The organism is Aquisalinus luteolus, assembly GCF_009712425.2.
GTDB lineage: Bacteria > Pseudomonadota > Alphaproteobacteria > Caulobacterales > Parvularculaceae > Aquisalinus > Aquisalinus luteolus.
On the sequence record NZ_VCJR02000002.1, the window covers coordinates 739130 to 760957 of the forward strand.

The window sequence follows — 21828 nt, forward strand, 5'->3', positions numbered from 1 at the left end:
TGCAGAAGTTCCCTTTTTGGCAATCAAGGTCTGTAAGACAGAAACTGTCTTACAGACCTTGGCCGATTGTCCTTACACCACCCATTCCTTGTCAAGGATGAACCGCTTCGCGGCGCCGAAGGCGTCCTTGACAATGAATGGGTGGTGTAATAGCGGCTGGCGCTTCGCTTATCAGTCTTCCCGGAACTGCAGCGCGGCGAGGCGTGAGTAAATCCCGCCCTGGTTGAGCAGTTCTTCATGAGTGCCCTGCTCGACGATCCGTCCACGGTCCATCACGCAGATCAGGTCGGCATCGCGTACGGTCGACAGGCGGTGGGCGATGGCGAGAGTTGTACGCCCTTCGGTCAGCCGCCCTAGCGCTTCCTGCACTTTCCGTTCGCTCTCGGCATCGAGGGCCGAGGTTGCCTCGTCGAGCAGCAGGATCGGCGCATTCTTCAGGAAGGCGCGGGCAAGCGCGATACGCTGGCGCTGACCGCCTGACAAATTGTTGCCGGCATCGCCGACGCGGGTCTGGTAGCCATCTGGAAGCGCACGGATGAACTCGTCCGACGCTGCCGCCTTTGCCGCCGCGATCACCTGTTCCTCGCTTGCTTCCCAGTCGCCGAAGCGGATATTGGCCTCGACACTGTCGTCGAACAGCACCGCTTCCTGGCTGACAAGGGCGATGTGCTCGCGCAGGGATTTCAGCGTCAGCCCGCGCACATCCTGCCCGTCGATCGTGATGGTGCCCGCCGCGATATCATAGAGCCGGGGCAAGAGGTTGAAGAGGGTGGACTTGCCCGCGCCACTCTCGCCGACCAGCGCCACCATCTGGCCGGCGGGCACAGTCAATGAAAAGTCGTCGATCGCGGCCTCGCCACCCGGATAGGCAAAGCGCACATCCGCGAACTCGATACTCGCGCCCGTATCGCCGCCGGACAAGACCAGCTCCTTCGCATCTGGCGCATCGGTAATTTCCGGCTTGCGGTCGATGACCCAGAAGATGCGCTCCAGTGCGGCAAGGCCTTCCTGCAAAACGGCGTTCAGCGTGCCGATGGACCGGGCCGGCTGCGACAGCAGCGTGAGGATGACCACAAAAGCGATCAGCTGTTCGCCGGTCAGGTTCCCGGTCGAGAAGCGCCAGGCGGCGGCGCCGATCACGGCGGCAACGGCGATGGCCCCGACGACCATGATCATCGGATCATTGGCCGAGCGCATCTGCACGAACCGGAACAGCAGCGAATGCCTCTCCTCGAAGGACGCATTGGCGCGTTTCTTCTCATACTCTTCGAGATTATAGGTTTTCACCATCCGTGCGCCGCGCATGGATTCGGCGAGCTGCCCGGTCATGTCGCCGATCTGGTTCTGCACGCCGGAGGCATATTTACGCAGGCGCCTGCCGATCCAAGTCACCGGCAGGCCGATGGTCGGATAGATCAGCGCGACGATCAGGAACAGGACCCAGTCATACAGCGCCATCATGGTCAGCAGAACCAGCAGCCGGAAGATGTCGCGTATGGCATTCGGCACCCGGGTCAGGCTTTCGCGCAATGTCGTCGTGTCATTGGTAAAGCGCGAAACGAGCTGGCCAGAGCCGTCTTCGCGCGTCTGGGCGTAATCGTAGTTCAGGAAATTGCCGAACATCCCCTTTTGCAGGTCGCGCAGCACACCAATGGCCGCGGCGTTGGTCGACAGGGAATAGAGATATTGCGAGCCGGCGTTAAGGCAGCCGGCGGTCAGCAACAGGACCGGACCCCAGACCATGACATTGGCCGGCGTCGGCTCAAGGGGAATGTAGTCCATGAAGGACCGCCCGCCATCGGCCGCTGCCTGCCGTCCGGTGTCGAAGGAGGCGAAGACCCATTCGATGATCACCGGGAACAGGGCTTCGGCCACAGCGAGCGTGACCATGAACAGGACGGCGGAGCCAAGCTGTGGCCAGTAGCGCACCATGTAGCCGCGCCACAGCCGGACCATCAGCGACAGGGACACGCCCTTTTTCTTATCCTCGATCTGCTTTTCGGCCACATGCTTCTCGTGAAAATGCCTTGTGAAACGGGACTTTGCGGTCACCCGGCCTGTTTTGCAACCGGCAGCTATCGGTCTCTATTCAGCGGGGGCGAGGCCGGTAATGCCGTCGAGCTCGGAAAAGGCGGGCGGGGTCGCTTCTTCCTCTGACAGGGCGCGGCCTTTCACGACGATCATGCGCGGCGCGCCAAGGCGGGAGAAAACCTCCGAAAAGCTGCGGCCACGGAAGATGACGAGGTCGGCGGCCGCGCCCGGTTTCAGGCTGTTGCCATCCTGCAGGCCGATCAGCCGGTCGGGCACGGCGGCAACGGCATCGGCCCAAGGGCCCCAGCTCATGTCGGCATGGCCGATGCGGGCAGTCTCACGGAACACCTCGACCAGGTCATGGTCGCCATAGGGGTGGAAGGCGTCACGGCAATTGTCGGACCCGAACGCAACCGGCACCCCGGCAGCGCGCAGCAGGTGGATCGGCGCCAGCCCGCGATAGACCGGTGTCGAGGCCGCGTCGCGGCCCAAGAGGTAGATATTGGTCATCGGCAGGGCAACGACGCCAATGCCAGCCTCGGCAACCCTGTCGGCGATCCGCTCTGCCTCGTCAGCCGGTTTCAGCGACAGCGAACAGCAATGGCCGCAGACGATATTGCCCTGCCAGTTCCGGTGGATCGCTTCTTCCGCGATCAGGGACAATCCGTTTGATGTCGGGTCAAGGTTTTCATCCGTGTGAAAATCGATGGGCAGGTCGTGCCGCTCGGCAAGGTCGAAAGCGCGCCTTACCTGCGCTGCCGCCTCAGGGCCGTGATAGAGTACAGGGCCGAGCACGCCATTATACTGCGCCGTCAATGCGGCGACCTCATCGCCATACTCATCCATCAGCTTCGCTGCGCCTAGGGAGGCACAGGGCTGCAGCGCGATGCGGTCGGCCCAGCGTTCACGCAAATCGGAAAAGGCTTCCCATGTCGGCTGGGTGCGGCCCTTCTGGCTGTCGAGATGGGTGCGGATAGAGCGTGTGCCGTGGGCGAGGGCGCATTTCAGGGCGAACTCCATGCGGGCGTTCGCGTCCTCATGGCTCCATGGCGCGGTGCGGTCGGCCTTCGCCGCTTCCTTGGCGCCGTTGAATGTGCCGTCGCGGTTAGGCGCGCGATGCCATGTCTGGGACTTGTCGATATGGGTGTGCAAATCTGCCATGCGCGTCCAGACATGGGCATTGCCAGCGCGGACCACAGCCAGTTGAGTTTCCGGGGCAGCCTCGGCGGGCCAGACCGCCTCGACCAGGCCCTTGGCGTCAATATCGAGGCTGACGCGATAGCAGCCATCCTGCGTCGGCTTCAGGCCCAGTTTTTCGGCAATCGCGACCGAAACCATGCCAATCGGCACGGTGGCATCGGCAAGGCGCCAGGGACCTGTTTGAGGAATCGATATCATGAGCGTGGCAGGCTTCCTTCGATAGCGGGGCAGGCACACTACCACAAATATGGTTTCCGCAAGCTTCTTTCTGATTAAAGGCCGTTCAGGAGCGCGTCAGTTTCTTTTGCGCTTGCAGCATAACATGCTAGGACCCGTACCCTGTTCAACCGGGCAATTTCTCTTCATGGCCAAGAACGCAAAAGCAAATCCTTTCCTGATGTGGGTGCTCGGCTGGGCCGGGCCGGCCTGGATCAATCTCGTCAAATGGACGACGAAAACCGAGGTGATTGGCCGGGAAAATTTCGACCAGGTCATGAATTCGGAAGAGGGCTTCATCGTCGCCTTTTGGCATTCGCGCATCCTGATGATGGTACCCATGCGCCAGCTGTATAAGGGAAAAAGGTTCTGGTTCATGATTTCAGAGCATCGCGACGGCGACATGATCGCGAGAGCCGTGGAGCGTTTCGACATCTCCTTTGCCCGGGGGTCGACCATGAACCAGCGCAAGAAGGACAAGAAAAAGGGTGGAGCCGACGCACTTCGCACTCTTCTGAAAGCCTTGAAAGAAGGTGAAGGAGTTGGGCTGACACCTGACGGCCCGCGCGGCCCGCGCCAGCGCTGCCAGGCCGGAGTGGCCCAGCTCGCCAGGTTGTCGGGGGCAAAGGTCTATCCCGTCGGTTATGCCTCGAAGCGGGCGAAAATCCTGGACAGCTGGGACAGGTTTCACATGCCTCTACCGTTTACAAAGGGGTGCTATGTTTTCGGGGAGGGAATTTGCGTCACCGGCAATACCCCGGAAGAGATGGAGGCCTCAAGGCTGGAAATCGAGGCCGCGCTGAACCATGTTACAAAAATCGCCGACGAGACAATGGGCCATGACCCCGTCATGCCGGCAGAACACAGGGCCACGCGACAGGATCGATGAGTAACGACAATCCGACACCGCCGCCGGGCAAACCGGCCACGAATGCGCTTTCGCTGCGAACCTATCGTGCTGCATCGCGCATCATGGGACCGTTCGTGTCGATGGCACTGAAACAGCGCCTGAAAGAGGGCAAGGAAGACCCGGCCCGGCTTGACGAGCGCCGCGGTGTCGCCAGCGTTCCAAGACCCGACGGCCCACTTGTCTGGATCCATGGCGCCAGCGTGGGGGAGAGCCTGTCGATACTGCCCCTGGTGAAGCGTCTGGGCGAGGAGCATCCCGATTATCATTTCCTCGTCACCACTGGCACAGTCACGTCTGCCGAGTTGATGGCGGACCGCCTGCCGCCACCGGCAATCCACCAATATGCGCCGATCGATCACCCGGCCTTCGTCACCAGTTTCCTCGATCACTGGCAGCCGGATGCCTGTCTCTTTGTCGAGTCCGAGCTGTGGCCGAACCTGATTCACCTGACGAAGGCCCGGGGCGTGCCCATGGCGCTGGTCAATGGCCGTATCTCCCCAAAATCCTATGCATCCTGGAAGAACCGCAAGGATGCCGCCCGCGAGTTGCTGTCCGCCTTTCAGGTCCTGATGGCGCAGGATACGCAGAATCAGGAACGCCTTGGCGACCTTCATGGTGGCGAGGTGCACATGTTCGGAAATCTGAAGATGACGGCAGCGCCATTGCCGGCGACGGAGGAGGAGCTGGCAAGGCTGAAGGCACAGATGGAAGGGCATTCGGTCTGGCTTGCAGCCAGTACCCATCCGGGTGAGGAGGAAATCGTTCTCAGTGCCCACGAGCGGGCCGTCGCCCGGTTCGACAGCCTGCTGACCATCATCGCACCGCGCCACCCCAAACGGGGCGCGGAAATTGCCGCCAAATGCGAGGCGATGGGGCTGAATGCCGCCCGCCGTTCAACGGGCGACCCGATCACGGAAAAAACACAGATCTATATCGCCGATACGCTGGGCGAATTGGGGCTTTTCTATCGCCTGTGCGATATCGCGTTTGTCGGCGGGTCGATCACGGAGATCGGCGGTCACAACCCGCTGGAGCCGGCCCTCTTGAAATGCGCCATCCTTTATGGCCCCCACATCTTCAATTTCGCCGACACCTATCGCGACATGCGCGCCTCGGGCGGCACGGCGCTGGTGCGCAACGAGCGCGACCTGTCGGCCTCTATTGTCCGCCTGCTGATGGATACGATGACGCGCGAGGCGATGGCGGAAAATGCCGAGAGCTGGGCCGTCTCCAACGCCGAGGAAGTGCTGGGCGATATCGTCGGCGCGCTGGCGCCTGTCATGCCGGGGGCATCGCCTGTCACGATCGAAGTTGGTGCGAAATGACGGGTACGCCCGGTTTCTGGTGGCATCCGGACGGGGCAGGGCATCCTGTGGCGAAGCTTCTGGGGCCGATTGCCTCTCTCTATCAGACCATCGACAGAAAGAAACGGGCTTCCAGAATTCCCTATCGTGCCTCCGGGCCGGTAATCTGTGTAGGGAACGCCTCCATGGGCGGGGTCGGGAAGACGCCCTTTTCGATCCTTCTTTCCACATTGCTGGCAGAGTCCGGCCACAAGCCCGGCTTCCTGACACGGGGCTATGGCGGGTCGGAAAAAGGCCCGGTCGAGGTCACCGCTAATCATACATACGCAGAGATGGGCGATGAGGCGCTGCTACTGGCCCATCATGGCCCGGTCATCGTCTCCCGCGACCGCGAAGCCGGGGCCCGCATGCTGTTCGCCTCGCAATCAGCCGATGTGCTGATCATGGATGACGGGTTCCAGAACCCGTCCCTGGTCAAGGATGTCTCGTTCCTACTCGTCGATGCCGAGACCGGCTTCGGGAACGGCCTCGTCTTCCCGGCAGGCCCCCTGCGCGAGACACCCGAACAGGCAAAGGCTAGGGCGGATGCGGTGGTCGTCGTCACGCGCCATGCGGAGGTGGAAATTCCTGCCGATCTTGCCGACTTCGCTGGCAGCCTGCCCCTGTTCAGGGCCTGGCTGGAACCGGTGGCGGCAGAACCGGGAAAGGTTGTTGCCTTCTGCGGCATAGGCCGGCCTGCAAAATTCTATGCGACGCTGGAACGGGCTGGATATACGCTTGCCGCCACACGCGATTTTCCGGACCATCATGCATGGAAAGCGGGCGACCTTTCTGAACTGCAAGCCCTTGCGGCGCAGCATGACGCACCATTGATCACCACGCAAAAGGATCATGTCCGCCTGCCCGTTGACATTCGCGACAGTGTGAAGACGCTGTCGGTGCGTATGGCGGTTGACGATCCGGCACGGTTGGGCGAGTTGTTGGCGCCTCGACTGGGGGCGGCGGAAAAAGCAGGCAGGACTGACAGGGCAGGCAGCAGATGAGCCAATCGACCAATTTTCCCGAGCCGGTAAACCCCGCCGATCCCATGCGCTGGGATGGCGAGGCAGAGCTGCCCGAACGCCGCACCAATATGGATATCACCCTCAAGCACCAGTTCGAGGCGACCATCATGCACGGCATGTTCTCGCTGATGGAATTAATGGGCGTGGACCGCGCCAGCGCCTTCATGGGCAGGTTGCTGCGTATCGCCGGGCCATTGCTGCGCCCGGTTCACAAGCGTGGGCTCAACAATCTGCGTCTCGTCTTCCCCTATAACAGCGATGACGAAAACGAAGCGATACTGAAAAAAGTCTGGGAAAATCTAGGACGCACCGTAGGGGAATATCCCCATCTTGAGTGTTTCCGCGCGTTCGAGGATGGTGGCCGCGTCGAGATCGAGGGGGAGGGCCTGCTGCGGTCCCTGATCGAGCAGGAGCGCCCGGTCATCTTCGTCACGTCCCATATGGCGAACTGGGAAGTGATTGGCACGGTGCTCTATCGGGCTGGTGTCAGGTTCGCCATCGTCTACCGCGCCGCCAATAATCCGATCGTCGATGAGCGCATCATCGACCTGCGGGCCGGTGTCATGACCCGTCACCAGGCACCCAAGGGTAAGCGGGGCGGACGGGCGCTGCTGAATTTCATCAATTCCGGGCTTTCCCTGTGCATGCTCGTCGACCAGAAGCTGAATGACGGCATCCGCGTGCCGTTCATGGGCCACGATGCGATGACGCCCTCTGCCGCTGCCCGCATGGCGCTTAAATATGATGCGCCGGTCGTGCCCATCGGCATTCGCCGCCTCGATGGTGCCAGTTTCCGGGTCACCTTCCATGATCCGCTTGTCTTTTCCGCAAGCGGTGACACCCACCGTGATGCAGAAGCGCTGACGGCACAGATCAACGACGCGCTGGGCGAGATAATCAAGGCCAATCCCGGCCAGTGGCTGTGGCTGCACAGGCGCTGGCCGAAGGATGTGATGAAGGCCGCAGGTCTGGAGTAATGTTCGGCAACTATTCCGGGGAGCTGTCCGTTAGTCGTACATGAAAATGCATCTGGAAGACATCGCCGCCCGTCTCGCCGAGAAGACCGATCTGCCGGTGCAGTACAGGGAATTCCTGCGCATTCCGGAAATGAGTGCCGGCCTTTACCGACTGAAGAAGGGCGAGAAGGATCCCCAGACCCCTCATCGTCAGGACGAGGCATATTATGTCATCAATGGCAGGGGGCAGTTTACCGTCGACGGAGAGACAGCCGCTGTCGGCCCAGGGGCATTCCTGTACGTTGCCCGCATGGTTGAGCATCGCTTCCATGACATCGAGGAAGACATGGACATCCTCGTCCTGTTCGCCCCCGCAGAAGTCGCCTGACTTTATCGTCGCACTCTATCATTAAATTTGCCTCACCCACCTGCAAAGCGGGAACGGGAGAAACGGTTCACGGGTTCGTGAGTCGATAATGGCGCAGCGTCATTCATCATACTACTGACATTTTAAAATGCTTATAAGGAGATGCCCCATGAGTAACTATCTTCTATCCTCCGGCACAATCACCGGTGATCAGGTCGTCAACGCCCAGGGCGAGGACCTTGGCCATGTCAAAGAGCTGATGATCAATCCCGATGACGGAAAGATCGAATATGCCGTACTTGATTTCGGTGGTTTCCTCGGCATCGGCGACAAGTTTTTCGCCGTGCCCTTCACCCAATTCGGTGTCGATCGTGAGAAGCATCGCATGGTGTTGAATGTCGACAAGGAGCGTCTGAAGGAAGCACCCGGTTTCGACAAGGACAACTGGCCTGATTTCGCCGATGCGGAGTTCACGAGTACCGTGAACACCTTTTACGGTTAATACGGATTATCCTCTTTCTTCCCTGAAGAAAAGCCGGCGGTATTTCCGCCGGCTTTTTGTTGAAGTGAAAAGGGTAGTTTTCAGCCTAGCTGATCGGTTTGCCGCCAGTGGCGCCGAATATCTCTCCGGAGATATAGCTGGACTCCTGCGAGGCCAGGAAAACAAAGGTGGGGGCCAGTTCCGCCGGTTGCCCCGGCCGGCCCATGGGCGTGGTCTTGCCGAACTCTTCTACCTTGTCCTGCGTCTGGCCGCCGGATGGTTGCAGCGGTGTCCAGAACGGACCGGGGGCGATGGCGTTGACGCGGATGCCCTTGTCGAGGGCGCCCTGTGCCAGCGCTTCGGTAAAGCCCCTGATGGCGAATTTCGTGGTCGCATAATCGAGCAGGTAGGGTGCCGGGGAAAAGCCCTGATTGGACGTGAGGTTGATGATGGATGCGCCGGGCGGCATGATCTTCATCGCTGCCTTGCACAGCCAGAACATGGCGTATACGTTGGTTTTCATCGTTTCGTCGAACTGTTCATGGGAAACGTCCTCGATGCCCGGCTGGCGTACCTGGTGACCTGCATTGCACACGAGGATATCGAGGCCGCCGAGCAGTTCCACCGTCTTCACGATCAACGCGGCGCACAGGTCGGGGTCGCGCAAGTCGCCGGGTATGGCGTGGATCGTCCCGCCCTCTGCCTCGGCCAGTTCGATCAGGCTGTCGGCATCTTCCTGTTCTTCCGGCAGGTGGTTGAAGACGACGCTGGCACCCTCGCGGATATAGGCGATGACGGCGGCGCGGCCGAGACCGGAATCACCGCCCGTGATCAGCGCCTTGCGCCCCTTCAGCCGCCCGAAACCCTGATAGCTTTCCTCGCCATGGTCCGGGCGCGGGTCCATCTTTTCGGTGAAGCCGGGCTTTTCCTGCGGCTGGCGCGGGAAAGGCGGCTGGGGATACTGGTCGCGCGGGTCGCGCATCTCGTACTGGTTTTTCGTCTCGGCCATGAATACTCCTTTACATGTCACAAGGGTGAACACGATCGGACTGCATGGGTTCAGGAGATTAAGTCACCGACATAAACCAGCGCCCGGCCGGTACAGATTTCACTACCATCCGCATCCGTGCAGCGCGTCTCCAGATCGACAAGGTTCTTTTCAAGGCGCAACCGCGTGACAGTGACGCGAGCTGTAATTGGCATGTCGAGACGTGGCGTCGCGATCCAGTCTATTTCCTGTTTCAGATAGTTTGTGCCAGGTCCCGGCAGATGTACGCCCAGAAGATACGAAAAAAGGCTTGCGACGAGCGGCCTTGGCACGTGTCTATCTAGACACGACGCACCGGTCAGGGCATGCCACTGATCGATCTCTGTCGTCGTGAAATGCCGCGTCACCTCTGCCGTGTCACCGATCTTCATGATCTTTTATCCAGAACAAGCGTCAGCTTGCAGACGGTTTCACCATCACTGGTGCGCCGTGCGGTCAGCTCCAGCAGGTCGGGATTTTCTTCACGCCCCGCAAAGGCGATTTCATCGCCCAGTCGCGCCGGGGCAGGGAACATCAATGCCGTCTGCGCTATCCCGGCGTCACCCATGATTTGCTCGGCAAGGCCCTCAAGGATCGAATACAGGAACATGCCGTGGGCGACCGTCGTGCCGAATCGCGCCCGGCTGGCAAATGCCGGGTCCACATGGATCGGGTTGTCGTCGCCGCTGATGGCAGCAAAGCGGTCGAAATCTTCCTGCGTCAGGGTGCGGATGATCTGGATAGCTTCAGCCATTCTGACCTGTGCCTGGCAGGAGATGCTTCTGGATCTTGCCCGCTGCGGTGCGCGGAAAATCCTGCACGACCGTGAAATGTTGCGGTACCTTGTAGGCTGCCAGGTTCTGTCGGCACCAGTCGCGAAAGGCGGTCTCGTCCAGCTTGCTGTCCTCCGCAGGCTGGATGAAGGCCTTGCCGACCTCGCCCCATTGCTTGTCAGGAATGCCGATCACAGCGGCATCGACGATGCCGGGATGGGCGCAGAGCACGTTCTCGACTTCCTTGGGATAAACATTCTCGCCGCCGGAGATATACATCTCCTTCGACCGCCCGGCGGCGTAGTAGAAGCCGTCCTCATCGATCCAGCCAAGATCGCCCGATTTAAGCCAGCCATCCTCTGTAAACGCATCGCGCGTCGCTTCTTCGTCGCGCCAGTACCCGGGGGTGACCGCAGGCCCCCTGATCTGGAACTCGCCAACATTGCCGTCTCCACTCTCAGCTCGGGCGATGCGCACGCGTGACAGCAGCTGTGGCTTGCCGATGGAGCCGATCTTTGCAGTCACGTCCTCGGGCTGCATCAGGAACAGCGTCGGGCCCGTCTCCGTCATGCCCATGCCGTTACAGACCATGATATCGCGTTCAGCATAGAGACGGACGAGATGGTCCGGCAGTGGTGCGCCGCCACAGCCCCAATGACGAACGGCTGAAAGGTCGGTGACGGGGAAGAAGGGATGGTCCGCCAGCGCCTGATAAACGGTCGGTACGGCAAAGATGGTCTGGAAACGACCGGCTGCCGCTAGTGATAGCACTGTGCCCGCATCAAAGCCCGGAATGATCAGCACACTGCCACCCTCGAACAGGGTCGGCAATGTGTGCAGGTTTATGCCTGCGGTGTGAAACAATGGCAGGAAATTCAGCGTCGTGTCACCGGCATTCAGGCCGATTGCCCGGCCGATATTCACACTGTTGGCCAGCGCCATGCCATAGGTCTGGATCACTGCTTTCGGCCTGCCGGTCGTGCCCGACGTGAACAACAGGTACCAGCAGTCGGATGAGGTCCAGAACGGGCGGGGCGGCAGGGGGCTCGCAGCGGTCATGCGAGCCGCATAGCCATCCGCTGACGGATCGTCGAGGCCTATGAGCGGCAGGCCCGGTGCTGCTTGCCTGACTGTTTCCAGGTCCTCTGCACCACTCAGCACGATTTTCGGTTCCGTCAGCGCAAAGAGCCCGGCCATCTCCGCCGACGGCATGCGCCAGTTCAGTGGTACCAGGATCGCACCAAGCCGGGCGCAGGCAAACAGAACTTCGAAAAACGCGATGCGGTTGCGACAGGCGATCGCCACCCTGTCCCCTTCGCCGATGCCATTGTGCTTGAGGATAGAGGCGGCGCGTCCGGCCCTGTCCTGCAGGGCGCGATAGGTGACGCTGGCGCCAGTCTCCCATTCCTCCAGCGCGCATTTGTCGGGGCTCAGCTCTGCTGATTTCTGCAAAAGATCCGGAATCTGGTCCATGGGCCCTTACTCCCGATCTCCCTTGTTGTCAGTCTTCCCGTCACCCTTGCGGCTGAGGCCGTTGACGATCAGGTCGCCGACATTACTGGTCACGTCCTGCAGGTCAACGCTGTCGTCCCAGATGCCGTAGTGCTGGCCGAGAAAGACGCTGGCGCCGATCAGCGCCCAGGCGCGATGCTCGTTATTGCCGGGCTCGATCTCACCGCGACCCACAGCCTCGTCGAGGCGGCGCTGATAGGCCTGGCTGAAAGCCGCGTAATAGTCGCGATAGGCTTCCGGCGCCACGAACTGCGCCTCGTTGACGATGCGGTAGAGGTTCTTGTGCTGGCGCACGAATTCGATGAAGGCCTGCAGGCCCATGCGTTCTGCTTCCAGCCGGCTCGGTGCCTCGGCGACGCGCTGGCCGATCCAGGAGCGGGTCAGCTTGCCCATATGCACGATAAGGGTGCGAAAGATCTCTTCCTTGCTTTTGAAGTGCACATAGAACGTGCCCATCGCAACGCCAGCGCGCTGGGTTATGCCGGTGATAGCGGCATCATGGAAGCCTTTTTCCCCGAATTCCTGCTCTGCGGCCTCCAGAATTCGCACCCATGTCTTCTGCCCACGAGCCGTTTTCGGGGCAGTATCAGGCAGGGTATGGACAAAATGTGATAGATGGTTCATGTTTCAATATGACGGCTGATTCATGTCTTGGTTTAGTATGACGGTGCCAGCCTCGGTGTTCGCTGACAATAAAAAAATCATTCAGCGCTGCGTATCGGGAGGTTATTCATGCAGGTCCATCACCTGCAATTACGGGACGGCGGTAAGCTTGCATGGCGTGAGGCTGGCACAGGTGTGCCCTTGCTGTTCATCCATGGCTGGTCTGTCGACGGCTCGCTCTTTTCCAGCCAGATGGCCGGGCTCTCCTCTGGATTTCGCGTCATCTGCCCTGACCTGCGAGGTCACGGCCTGTCCGATGCCAGCCCGCAAGCCAATGTGGATATGCTTGCCGACGATCTGCAGGAACTGATCGGGCATCTCGGCCTGCGCGATGTTATCGCCATCGGATGGTCGCTCGGGGCGATGGTGCTCTGGCGGATGCTCTCAGCCGGGCGGCTCCCGGCGATTGCCGGCCTTGTTACCGTCGACATGAGCCCGATGATACATAACACGCCAGATTGGCGCCTCGGCCTGATGGACGGGCGCGATTATGACAAGGCGACCAGTGCGACGACAGCAATGTCCGGCAACTGGCCGAAGATGGTGCTGCAATTCGTACCAAGAATATTTTCAAGGGGCTTTGCTGACACCAATCCGCGTACCGTGAGCGATGTCGTACAAGTGGCCAGGGGCGGTGACGTCGCCAGCCTTGTGGCGATCTGGCATTCCATGGTCGATCAGGATTTCCGCGAGGACCTTGCGCGCATTCAGGTGCCTGCGCTCGTGGCTTATGGCGGCGAAAGCCAGCTCTATCATTCAGAGACCGCGCAGTTTGTTGCGCGTGAACTGCCTGTCAGCGATCTCATCGAATTCGCCCGGTCTGGACATACTCCGCATGTGGAGGAACCGGACCAGTTCAATAAAGCCATAGAAGTCTTTGCTCGCGGGGTGAGCGCCCAAAAGACCGTAACTGCCAATAACCACAGCATAAAAATAGCTACATCGTAAGGAGGGATTTCCCATGAATGGACTGAAAAAAACAAAACTGGCCCTGATGCTTGCCGCAGGTGTCTCCATGCTGCCGATCTCGGCGGTCATGATGACGCCTGCTGCCGCGCAGGAAGCGGCTGACGGTGAACAGGGCGGTGATGTCATCGTCGTGTCGGCCCGCCGCCGCGAGGAATCGCTGCAGGACGTGCCGCTCGCCGTTACCGCCGTATCGGGCGAGGATCTCGAGGCAGCAGGCGCTGTCGACATTACCAGCGTCCAGAAGCTGACGCCGAACGCGACCATTGAGGTCGCCCGCGGCTCCAATTCCACCCTTATTGCCTTCATCCGCGGTGTCGGCCAGCAGGACCCGCTCTGGGGTTTCGAGCCAGGCGTTGGGCTCTATGTCGATGACATTTATATTGCTCGTCCCCAGGGCGCCGTTCTCGACATTTTTGATATCGAGCGTATCGAGGTGCTGCGCGGCCCGCAGGGCACTCTCTATGGCCGCAACACCATCGGTGGCGCGATCAAATACGTCACCAGGCGCCTGAACATGCAAGAGCCGGAATTCAGTGCAAAGATCAACTACGGTTCCTATAACCAGTTCGACCAGATCCTGACCGGTTCCGTGCCGTTATCCGACACTTTCGCCATTGGCGGTGCCATCGCCAATTACAGCCGCGACGGCTATGGCGAGAACGTATTCACCGGGGCAGACCACTACGATAAGGACATGATCGCCTCCCGCCTGAGCGCCGAATGGGCGCCGACAGACGCGCTGTTCTTCCGCCTCGCCGGTGACTGGACACAGGATGATTCCAACGCCAAGCATGGCCATCGCCTGTTGCCGGGTGTCTCCAATGGCGAGCCGGTCCTCGATGATATCTACGATACGCGCGGCGGTGCCGGCGACGACAACAGTGTCGAGACAGAGGGCTACTCCCTGACTGGCGAATGGACGGTCAACCCGTCCTGGACCATCAAATCGATCACCGCCTATCGCGAGGATTATACTGAAACACCGATCGACTTCGATGCCTTGCCGGTCAACGATTTCGATGTTCCGGCCTATTATGCCAACGACCAGTTCTCGCAGGAGATCCAGGCCCTGTTCGATCTCGGCGCAATTTCCGGTGTCGCTGGTGTCTACTATCTCGACGGCAGCTATGAAGGTGCCTTTGACACGGTGCTGGGTAATTTCGGCGTCAACGCGCCGACCTTTGGCGACGTATCAAAGACCTCCATGTCCGCCTTCGCCGACATCACCTGGGACATCAATGACCTCTGGTCTCTGTCTTTCGGCGGTCGCTACACCGAAGACGAGACGGATGCATCCGTCGTTCGCCAGACCTATCTGGGCACGGATCCTAGCCCTTTCCTTGGCGGTCCGGACCGTGCACCTTTCGCGGAAAGCAGCAATTTCACCTCTTCGCGCAAGGATGACCGCTTCAGCCCGCGTATCTCGCTGAGCTATGAGCCGCGTTCGGACCTGACGTTGTATGCGTCCTATTCCGAAGGCTTCAAGTCCGGCGGCTTCGACCCGCGCGGCAATGCCGGCCCTGAATTCGTCGATGCCGACAATGACGGCCAGGCTGATGATCGCTCCGTCACCTATGACGTGATCACGCAGGGCTTCTCGCCCGAGATCGTCGACAGCTACGAGATCGGTGCCAAGGGCTCTCTCGCCGATGGCCGCATCGCCTATCAGGCGGCTGCCTTCTATTCGCTGTACACTGACCAGCAGATCACGGTGCAGACGGCTGAGCCCGACCCTGTAACGGGCCTCGATACGTTCGTCTCTGCCGTCTTCAACGCCGGTGAGTCCGAGTATACCGGTCTCGAGCTGGAGAGTACGGTCTTCATCAACGACATTTTCAGCGCTGATGTGGTCCTCGGTTATATCGATGCCCAGATCAACGAGATCATCACCACGGTTGCTGACCCGAACACGGGTGATCCGGTGCAGGTCGATATCTCCGACAACTACGTCGTCCAGAACACGCCGGAACTGACCTGGCGTCTGGCGCTGAATGCCGATGTGCCGATCCCGGCTGAATATGGCAGCCTGCGCCTGACGGCGGCGGCCTCCTATCGTGACGAGTACAATCTCTTCAACGTAGAGAATGAAGGCAGCGAGACCGACCCGGCCCTTCCGGCAGGCACACCTGCGCTGGACCCGGATGCCTATACGCTGGTCGACCTGTCCGCGATCTGGGACCTGAACGAGCGCTGGCGCTTCAGCCTTTTCGGCCGCAACCTGACCGATGAGGAATACAAGGTTGCTGCATACAACTTCGCCGGTGCCGCCCAGCTGGGTGTCGACGGTGCCTATTCGGCCTTCTATGGCGCACCGCGCACCGTAACGGGCTCGATCGAATTCCGCTACTAAGGGGGAGAGACGGGAGGGCGCATATCGTGCCCTCCCGCTTTTATATGTCCTTGTGCCTTGCGCGGGCGATGCTGACAGGGCATCACTGAACCCCTCAATGACGGGCACGGAGAATTTTCATGAAAAAGATTTTGCTGATCGGACTGGTCATCGTTCTTGGCGTGATCGGCGCAGGAGGTTTCATCGTGCTGAAATCGATGCAGGGCACGCCGCCAAGCGCGCTGGAGCAGCAGTATCTCACAGACGCTGACCGCTATGTCGAGGTTGATGGCGCCCGCATCAGGCTGCGTGAGGAAGGCCCGGAAGACGCACCGGTCATCATCCTTTTGCACGGCTTTACCTTCTCGCTGGAAAGCTTCGACGCCTGGGCCGCCGACCTCAGCACCGATTATCGCGTCATCCGCTACGACCTGCTCGGCCACGGCCTGACGGGGCCTGACCCGATGGAGCGCTATTCACCGATCGAGCGGGCCGAATTCGTGCGCTCTGTCATGGACACGCTCGACATCGACACGGCCACCATCGGCGGCAACTCCCTCGGCGGGCTCGTCGCCTGGCGCTTTGCCGCGACCAACCCCAGCCGCGTCGACAGCCTGATCCTCGTGGATGCCGCAGCCTATTCGATCAACGGCGTGACCGACCAGCCGGCGGAAATCCCCGCCGCGATGAAGGGCTTCCTCCTGACCGTGCCGGAGGCCGGCGTGGATGCGACCATCAACCTCGTCTATGCTGACCCCGCGAAGGCTAGCGCCGAACGCCGCCAGCTGCTCGGCGACATGATGCGCCGCGAGGGCAATGGCGAGGCGTTCATCCGCCACCTTGAGGAATTCACCCTGCCGGAACCGGAACGCGACCTTGCCCGCATTTCCGCGCCGACCCTGATCCTGTGGGGCGCCGAGGACCGGATGATCCCGGCCTCCCAGGGCCGCGCCATGGCGGATGCCATTCAGGGTGCGGAGATTGTCATCTACCCGGGCGTCGGCCACGCACCGCAGGAGGAAGCCCCGGCGGAAACCCTCGCCGATGTGCGCGCCTTCCTCAACCAGCAGGACTGATCCGACATGACCAATATCGACCCGCAACCGGAACAGCCAGCAGCACAGCCTGTCACGTCCGGCGCCTATCGCGCCTGGGTGCTGTTCATTCTCGTCGTCGTCTACACCTTCAACTTCATCGACCGGCAGATCACCGGCATCCTCGCCGTGCCGATCAAGGCCGACCTGAACCTTGCCGACTGGCAGCTGAGCCTGATGGGCGGGATGGCGTTTGCCCTGTTCTACACCTTCCTCGGCATTCCCATCGCCATGTTCGCCGATCGCACCAGCCGTACCTGGATCATGACCATCGCCCTGTCGATCTGGTCACTGATGACTGCCGTGTGCGGTTTTGCCCAGAATTTCTGGCACCTGTTTCTTGCCCGCCTCGGCGTGGGCGTGGGGGAGGCTGGCGGCGTCGCGCCTGCCTATTCGCTGATCTCGGACTATTTCCCGCCGCACCAGCGCGCGCGGGCCCTGTCGATCTATTCCTTCGGCATTCCCATCGGCTCGGCCCTCGGTATCATCCTTGGCGGTATCCTGACCGACATCATCGGCTGGCGCGCCGCCTTCATCATCGTCGGCCTCGCCGGTCTCGCCATCGCGCCGATCTTCCGCCTGACGATGAGGGAGCCTGTGCGCGGGCAGTACGATTCGCAGACGGCGGACAAGTCGCCCGCCAAGCTCTCGGCGGTCATCAGCCTGCTGAGGAAAAAATCGAGCTTCTGGACGCTCGCCTTCGGCGCGGCTTCGTCTTCCATGATGGGCTATGGCCTGATCTTCTGGCTGCCGTCCTTCTTCGTGCGCTCTTTCGGCGACCAGCTGCCGGAATTCATGGGCTTCCTGCCCGGCTTCCTGTTGCCGGCGGACCCGACGCCAATCTCTTATGCTGCCTATTTCTACGGCACGATCCTGTTCTTCGGTGGCATGATCGGCATCTGGCTCGGCGGGGCGCTGGCCGACCGGTTCGGCGGCAAGAACAAGGGCGCCTATGCGCTGATCCCGGCCTGGGCGTTCGTCGCGACCATCCCGTTCTTCCTCGTCGGCGTGCTGGTCGACAACCTCACCTTCGTCTTCATCTCCTTTGTCGGCCTGCAGGCGCTCAGCCTCGTCTGGCTGGGGCCGGTGCTGACGGCGTTCCAGCACCTGGTCGGGCCGAACATGCGCGCGACCGCCTCGGCGATCTTCCTGTTCATCAACAACCTCATCGGCATCGGCCTTGGCAATTTCATCATCGGGCTGATCTCGGACGGCCTGCGCGAACGGTTCGGCGATGAGAGCCTGCGTTACGCCATCCTCTCCGGTTTCGGCTTCTATGTGCTGGCAGCGGTGCTCCTGTTCATCACCGCACCGAAGCTGAAACGCGACTGGGTGGGGTAGGAACGGAAAAAGCGGGCGCATCGGACGCCCGCTTTTTGTTCGTATACTGTATGAGGCGTGAAGCCGATCAGCCTTTCAGGCTCTTGATGTAGTCCTTGATCTCGCCGTCTTCGGCATTGGCGAAGAAATACTCATCGAACTTCTCGCCCGCGATGGCGGATTTCAGCAGGTCCTGATCGATATTCTTCAGGATCGTCAGCATGTCCTGCGTCGCGACGGCTTTGACCTCGTTCAGGATGCCGCGGTTCTTGGCCATGATCGCGGCGCGCTCTTTCGGGTAGCCGACACCGCGCTCGACCTCGAACAGCTTGCGATAGCAGTCCTGCAGGTTCAGTTCCGCCGCCCAGCCAAAGCCCTTGGCGTATGGCATGGCGATGGCGTTGCCGTCATTGATCTGGCCGAACAGGAAGGCATCCGTCGGGTCGATGACGAGGCCGCAGACCACGTTCGGCATGGCGTTGCAGGCGAGCATGGACCCCATGCCCGTGCCGCAGCCGGACACGATGAAATCGGCGGCCTTGGTATTGATCAGGATACCGGCAAGAATGCCGTTCATGATATAGGTCAGGGAGGCATCATCCTCCGGCCCGTACATGCCATAGTGAAAGACCTCGTGGCCCAGCGGCTCGCAGACGGTGGTCAGCGCCTCATGGACGATGCTCGCCTTGGCGGCCTGGCTGTTTTCGATGATGAGAGCGACTTTCATGGGAAATTCCTGTCTGTTTCCGTGTGGTTTTCCGTTGGTTTCGGGCGCAATGTAACCGGTAACATTCGCAATTTCAACGGATGGAAGGGGGATATTACGGGGGTTTTATGTGTGGGGAGAGATGTTTTACCGGCCTTCCTCGACAATTTCGGCAGAATCCGCCTTACAGGCCTTGGCGAGACACTTCCTGCGCCAAGAGCGCCGCGAGCGAGATGCTCGAAGCGTCGAAAGAAACCCGCCTTCGCCAAGGCTACGGCGAGGCAAGGAGGGGGCCCGTGGAAGCGCTACCGGCTCCATAAGCAAAATTCATAAGTGTAGGTAGCCTCACGCTCCGCCTTTTTGCTCAGGGGGGCGATGTTCTGGTGCGGGGCCGATACCCAGCTCTCCCGTCCGGGGCGCTAAACCCCGGAACACCGCTCCGGTGGACGATGCGAAGCTTGCGCACACCCTCGATTGCCACCGGAAACCTGATGAGTGGCACCCGCCTTCAGGACAAGGCGAGGCAAGCCACCCCATCGGCCCGGTCCTGTGCCGGGCCTGCCGGGGAGAGTAGCGGCGGCGGTGGTGGCGGGGATAAGTTTTGGGGAGTGAGGAGTTTTTGGTTTGCAGGGCCCTCACCCAAAATCCGCCAAAGCGGATTTTGACCTCTCCCACAGGGAGAGGTGGGGCATCGCACGGATATCTGTAATTCGCGCCTTGCCTCTTCCCTTTTTGCTTATGGGGGGGAGTGGTCGGAAAATGCGCCAGCATTTTTCGGGTGAGGGGTAAGGATGATGCATTGCTGCTCTTTACAGCTAGAAGTAATATTATGCAGGATCATTTTGGGGAACACACCGCATGACCGGTCTCATTCTGACAGTTATTATTTTTGCAGCGGTCATGTTTCTGCTCTTTGGCCCCCAGAAATTCAGCCTTATGCGGCGACAACATTGTTCCGAGTGCGGCACCATTTTGCCATTCCCGCGCAAGCCGGCATCGTTCCGGCAGGCGATGTGGGGCGGGTGGATCTGTCCGTCCTGCGGTACGGAAGTCGATGGCCGGGGCCGGAAGATAGAAAAGTGAGCGTGTTCGTCGTGATCGTAGGGTGCATGAAGCCGAAGGCGTAATGCACCGGTGGTTGGCTCGGCATGGTGCATTGCCCTGACGCTCCATGCACCCTACGCGAGATGCCGCGTGAGAGCGTAGGGCGGGTAGAGCGAAGTGACACCCGCCGGTCCGAGACGCGGCGCCCTCATCGATGGCGGGTATCGCCTGACGGCTCCACCCGCCCTACGGCGTGAAGTGCCATTTCTGCCGGAATTATTTTTTGTCAGTGACGTCTGCTGACGAGTGTTGCTTAAGCTTTTGAGATAGTGCTGAAACTAATAAAACTTCAGCTTCGAAATAGGCTGGAAAATAAACCCTTATCATTGGTCGTTTATCGCCCATGTGCCACTCTTGTGCTTTGCCAGATTTCTTACGCTTCCCCTTTTCAAACAAATCTCTGTATCTATATGGAGATATACCTGTAAAGGGTCTGAATTTCACTTTATTTGTGGGATCTTCTTCGTCCAAATCTATGGAATCTGAGTGTAATTCTTTTGCATAGCTTTTGGGATATGGTTCAATAAAGACCACTTCTTTTATGCCAGCGCCGACTATATGCTTGGCACATAAATGACAAGGAAATGTCGTTACGTACATCTTTGATCCTCTCAAAGATATTCCTTTGCGTGCGGCGTCGGTAATAGCACACATTTCAGCATGTATAATTCGACCGAATTCAATCAAATCCATGACTTTAGACTCGGAGATGCCAGTCAAGGTTTCATTCTCTAAAAGCTTCTGCAATATATCTGTTGAAGCTTTTTCTTTTAGTAAGGCATCAGACAAATCCCCGTTGACACGTAATCTATCTATAATGTCCACGATGATTTCTTTTTTTATGCGGTCATTTGGGTCTTGTCCAAATGTGAAGTCGCGTGCGTCTGGTTTGTATTCTTCCCAGTAAGTTCCACCTCCGGCCTTTGGAACTTCATTGCATCCTAGTGTTTGTACCTCTGTGTATTCAGAAAAAATTGCCGCACCGACCTGTCGTGAAAGGTCGGAGGATCGGAGAGAGGCAGATTTTGCAGTGTACATGCCGTATTCGTCACGAGTCGGGCTGATCTGATTGTTGCCAAAGAAAACGGATATGAAGCGATTTAAGGTCTTCTGACATGTTGATTTTGTCGTAGCATCAATGAAAACATCACCTAAGGGAAATGCATCATTTACATTTTGTCCGTGTGCAGATTCTATCTCTCTTTCGTCTTTTTGAATTATGCTATAGGCTTCAGAATGAACCTCTTGTTCAGGTGTTAGGCCTCCAAGAGATTCCCGCTGCTTAGATTCAATGTTACGGAGCCGAGATTTTGGTGGTGCGTATGCTGATATAAGAATGAATTGCCGGCCGTAAACGCTACGCAGCAAATTTACTTCTTCAGGTCGTTTTAATTGCCTTATGATGTAAGCTTGCCGTTGCACTGGTGTTTCCGCCAAATTAATTTCTGGAGACACATTTACGCTAGCGGTTTTGTGTATTTCTTGTCTAAGAGATCGAATTGCGCTGATGGCTAATACTGACATGACATCGTCTCCGTATCGAGAGCGGAGATCGTTAGCGTATTCAATCTTTCCATTATAGGCAGATACATGACTCGATGTATCGATGCTTACCTCCGATGGAATTTCCTTCATGAGGTCAGTGAGTTTCAACAGCTCGCTTTTGTAGCCCATGGTGGACAACTCATCCTCGAGCTTGTCACTAACTAGGCCTAAGTCGACCCCTATAGGAGCTATTAATCCGAAAATTAGCTCGGGGAATTCCTGTTGTGGGAGCTCGAAATTCATAACAAATTGAATCC

General features: G+C 59.3%; 20 protein-coding genes. 11 read left to right on the top strand and 9 right to left on the bottom strand.

From position 1 onward, the window contains the following. Positions 1-171: 171 nt before the first annotated feature. Both FF098_RS12140 and FF098_RS12145 read right to left on the bottom strand, forming a co-directional pair. Positions 172-2007 (bottom strand): ABC transporter ATP-binding protein, encoded by a 1836-nt coding sequence (locus FF098_RS12140; RefSeq protein ID WP_155140850.1) that lies wholly within the window; start codon positions 2005-2007, stop codon positions 172-174. Positions 2008-2085: 78 nt separating this feature from the next. Next, positions 2086-3429 carry a cytosine deaminase gene (locus FF098_RS12145; RefSeq protein ID WP_155140852.1) on the bottom strand — a complete coding sequence of 448 codons (1344 nt, stop codon included), beginning with the start codon at positions 3427-3429 and terminating at the stop codon, positions 2086-2088. A 166-nt stretch (positions 3430-3595) separates the two neighbouring features. On the opposite strand from FF098_RS12145, the gene FF098_RS12150 reads away from it, so the two are divergent. From FF098_RS12150 to FF098_RS12175, 6 genes are all read left to right on the top strand, one after another. Further along, complete coding sequence (locus tag FF098_RS12150) at positions 3596-4336, top strand: lysophospholipid acyltransferase family protein (RefSeq protein WP_166426507.1); 741 nt, start codon at positions 3596-3598, stop codon at positions 4334-4336. After that, positions 4333-5682 (top strand): 3-deoxy-D-manno-octulosonic acid transferase, encoded by a 1350-nt coding sequence (locus FF098_RS12155; protein WP_155140855.1) that lies wholly within the window; start codon positions 4333-4335, stop codon positions 5680-5682. The genes FF098_RS12150 and FF098_RS12155 overlap by 4 nt, the downstream gene beginning before the upstream one ends. 47 nt (positions 5683-5729) lie before the next feature. Next, positions 5730-6704 carry a tetraacyldisaccharide 4'-kinase gene (gene lpxK, locus FF098_RS12160; RefSeq protein WP_166426508.1) on the top strand — a complete coding sequence of 325 codons (975 nt, stop codon included), beginning with the start codon at positions 5730-5732 and terminating at the stop codon, positions 6702-6704. Further along, a complete protein-coding gene (locus FF098_RS12165) occupies positions 6701-7702 on the top strand; it encodes a lysophospholipid acyltransferase family protein (RefSeq protein WP_155140859.1) in 1002 nt (333 codons plus the stop codon). The genes lpxK and FF098_RS12165 overlap by 4 nt, the downstream gene beginning before the upstream one ends. Before the next feature lie 40 nt (positions 7703-7742). Further along, positions 7743-8069, top strand: coding sequence for a cupin domain-containing protein (locus FF098_RS12170; protein WP_155140861.1), 327 nt, complete (start codon positions 7743-7745; stop codon positions 8067-8069). Between the two features lie 148 nt (positions 8070-8217). Then, positions 8218-8550, top strand: a complete 333-nt coding sequence (locus tag FF098_RS12175) for a PRC-barrel domain-containing protein (protein ID WP_155140863.1) — start codon at positions 8218-8220, stop codon at positions 8548-8550. An 85-nt stretch (positions 8551-8635) separates the two neighbouring features. Here the strand turns inward: FF098_RS12175 and FF098_RS12180 are convergent, their stop codons facing one another. The 5 genes from FF098_RS12180 to FF098_RS12200 are packed head-to-tail and all read right to left on the bottom strand — an operon-like array spanning position 8636 to position 12390. Then, complete coding sequence (locus FF098_RS12180) at positions 8636-9538, bottom strand: SDR family oxidoreductase (protein WP_155140865.1); 903 nt, start codon at positions 9536-9538, stop codon at positions 8636-8638. Positions 9539-9588: 50 nt separating this feature from the next. Next, positions 9589-9948, bottom strand: coding sequence for a hotdog family protein (locus FF098_RS12185; protein ID WP_155140867.1), 360 nt, complete (start codon positions 9946-9948; stop codon positions 9589-9591). Continuing rightward, positions 9945-10310: a MaoC family dehydratase gene (locus tag FF098_RS12190; RefSeq protein WP_155140869.1), complete on the bottom strand. Its 366-nt coding sequence runs from the start codon at positions 10308-10310 to the stop codon at positions 9945-9947. The genes FF098_RS12185 and FF098_RS12190 overlap by 4 nt, the downstream gene beginning before the upstream one ends. Beyond that, positions 10303-11802 (bottom strand): AMP-binding protein, encoded by a 1500-nt coding sequence (locus FF098_RS12195; RefSeq protein WP_155140871.1) that lies wholly within the window; start codon positions 11800-11802, stop codon positions 10303-10305. The genes FF098_RS12190 and FF098_RS12195 overlap by 8 nt, the downstream gene beginning before the upstream one ends. A 6-nt stretch (positions 11803-11808) precedes the next feature. Continuing rightward, the gene (locus tag FF098_RS12200) at positions 11809-12390 is read right to left on the bottom strand and encodes a TetR/AcrR family transcriptional regulator (RefSeq protein ID WP_205967485.1); all 582 of its coding nucleotides are present in this window, start codon (positions 12388-12390) and stop codon (positions 11809-11811) included. 183 nt (positions 12391-12573) lie between these two features. Here FF098_RS12200 and FF098_RS12205 point away from each other — a divergent pair, with 183 nt between their 5' ends. From FF098_RS12205 to FF098_RS12220, 4 genes are all read left to right on the top strand, one after another. Beyond that, on the top strand, positions 12574-13452 hold the full coding sequence (locus tag FF098_RS12205) for an alpha/beta fold hydrolase (RefSeq protein ID WP_155140875.1): 879 nt from the start codon (positions 12574-12576) through the stop codon (positions 13450-13452). Positions 13453-13465: 13 nt separating this feature from the next. Next, a complete protein-coding gene (locus FF098_RS12210) occupies positions 13466-15823 on the top strand; it encodes a TonB-dependent receptor (RefSeq protein WP_155140878.1) in 2358 nt (785 codons plus the stop codon). 119 nt (positions 15824-15942) lie between these two features. Beyond that, positions 15943-16878 (top strand): alpha/beta fold hydrolase, encoded by a 936-nt coding sequence (locus tag FF098_RS12215; protein ID WP_155140880.1) that lies wholly within the window; start codon positions 15943-15945, stop codon positions 16876-16878. A gap of 6 nt (positions 16879-16884) precedes the next feature. Further along, on the top strand, positions 16885-18237 hold the full coding sequence (locus tag FF098_RS12220) for a spinster family MFS transporter (protein WP_155140882.1): 1353 nt from the start codon (positions 16885-16887) through the stop codon (positions 18235-18237). A 67-nt stretch (positions 18238-18304) separates the two neighbouring features. Here FF098_RS12220 and FF098_RS12225 read toward each other — a convergent pair whose 3' ends face one another. Beyond that, entirely contained in the window at positions 18305-18943 is a 639-nt protein-coding gene (locus FF098_RS12225) for an RpiB/LacA/LacB family sugar-phosphate isomerase (protein WP_155140884.1), read from the bottom strand. 837 nt (positions 18944-19780) lie between these two features. Between FF098_RS12225 and FF098_RS12230 the strand changes: the two genes are divergently transcribed. Then, positions 19781-20005, top strand: a complete 225-nt coding sequence (locus FF098_RS12230) for a hypothetical protein (protein WP_155140886.1) — start codon at positions 19781-19783, stop codon at positions 20003-20005. A 237-nt stretch (positions 20006-20242) separates the two neighbouring features. Here FF098_RS12230 and FF098_RS12235 read toward each other — a convergent pair whose 3' ends face one another. Further along, complete coding sequence (locus tag FF098_RS12235) at positions 20243-21814, bottom strand: anti-phage dCTP deaminase (RefSeq protein WP_155140887.1); 1572 nt, start codon at positions 21812-21814, stop codon at positions 20243-20245. Positions 21815-21828 lie beyond the last annotated feature (14 nt).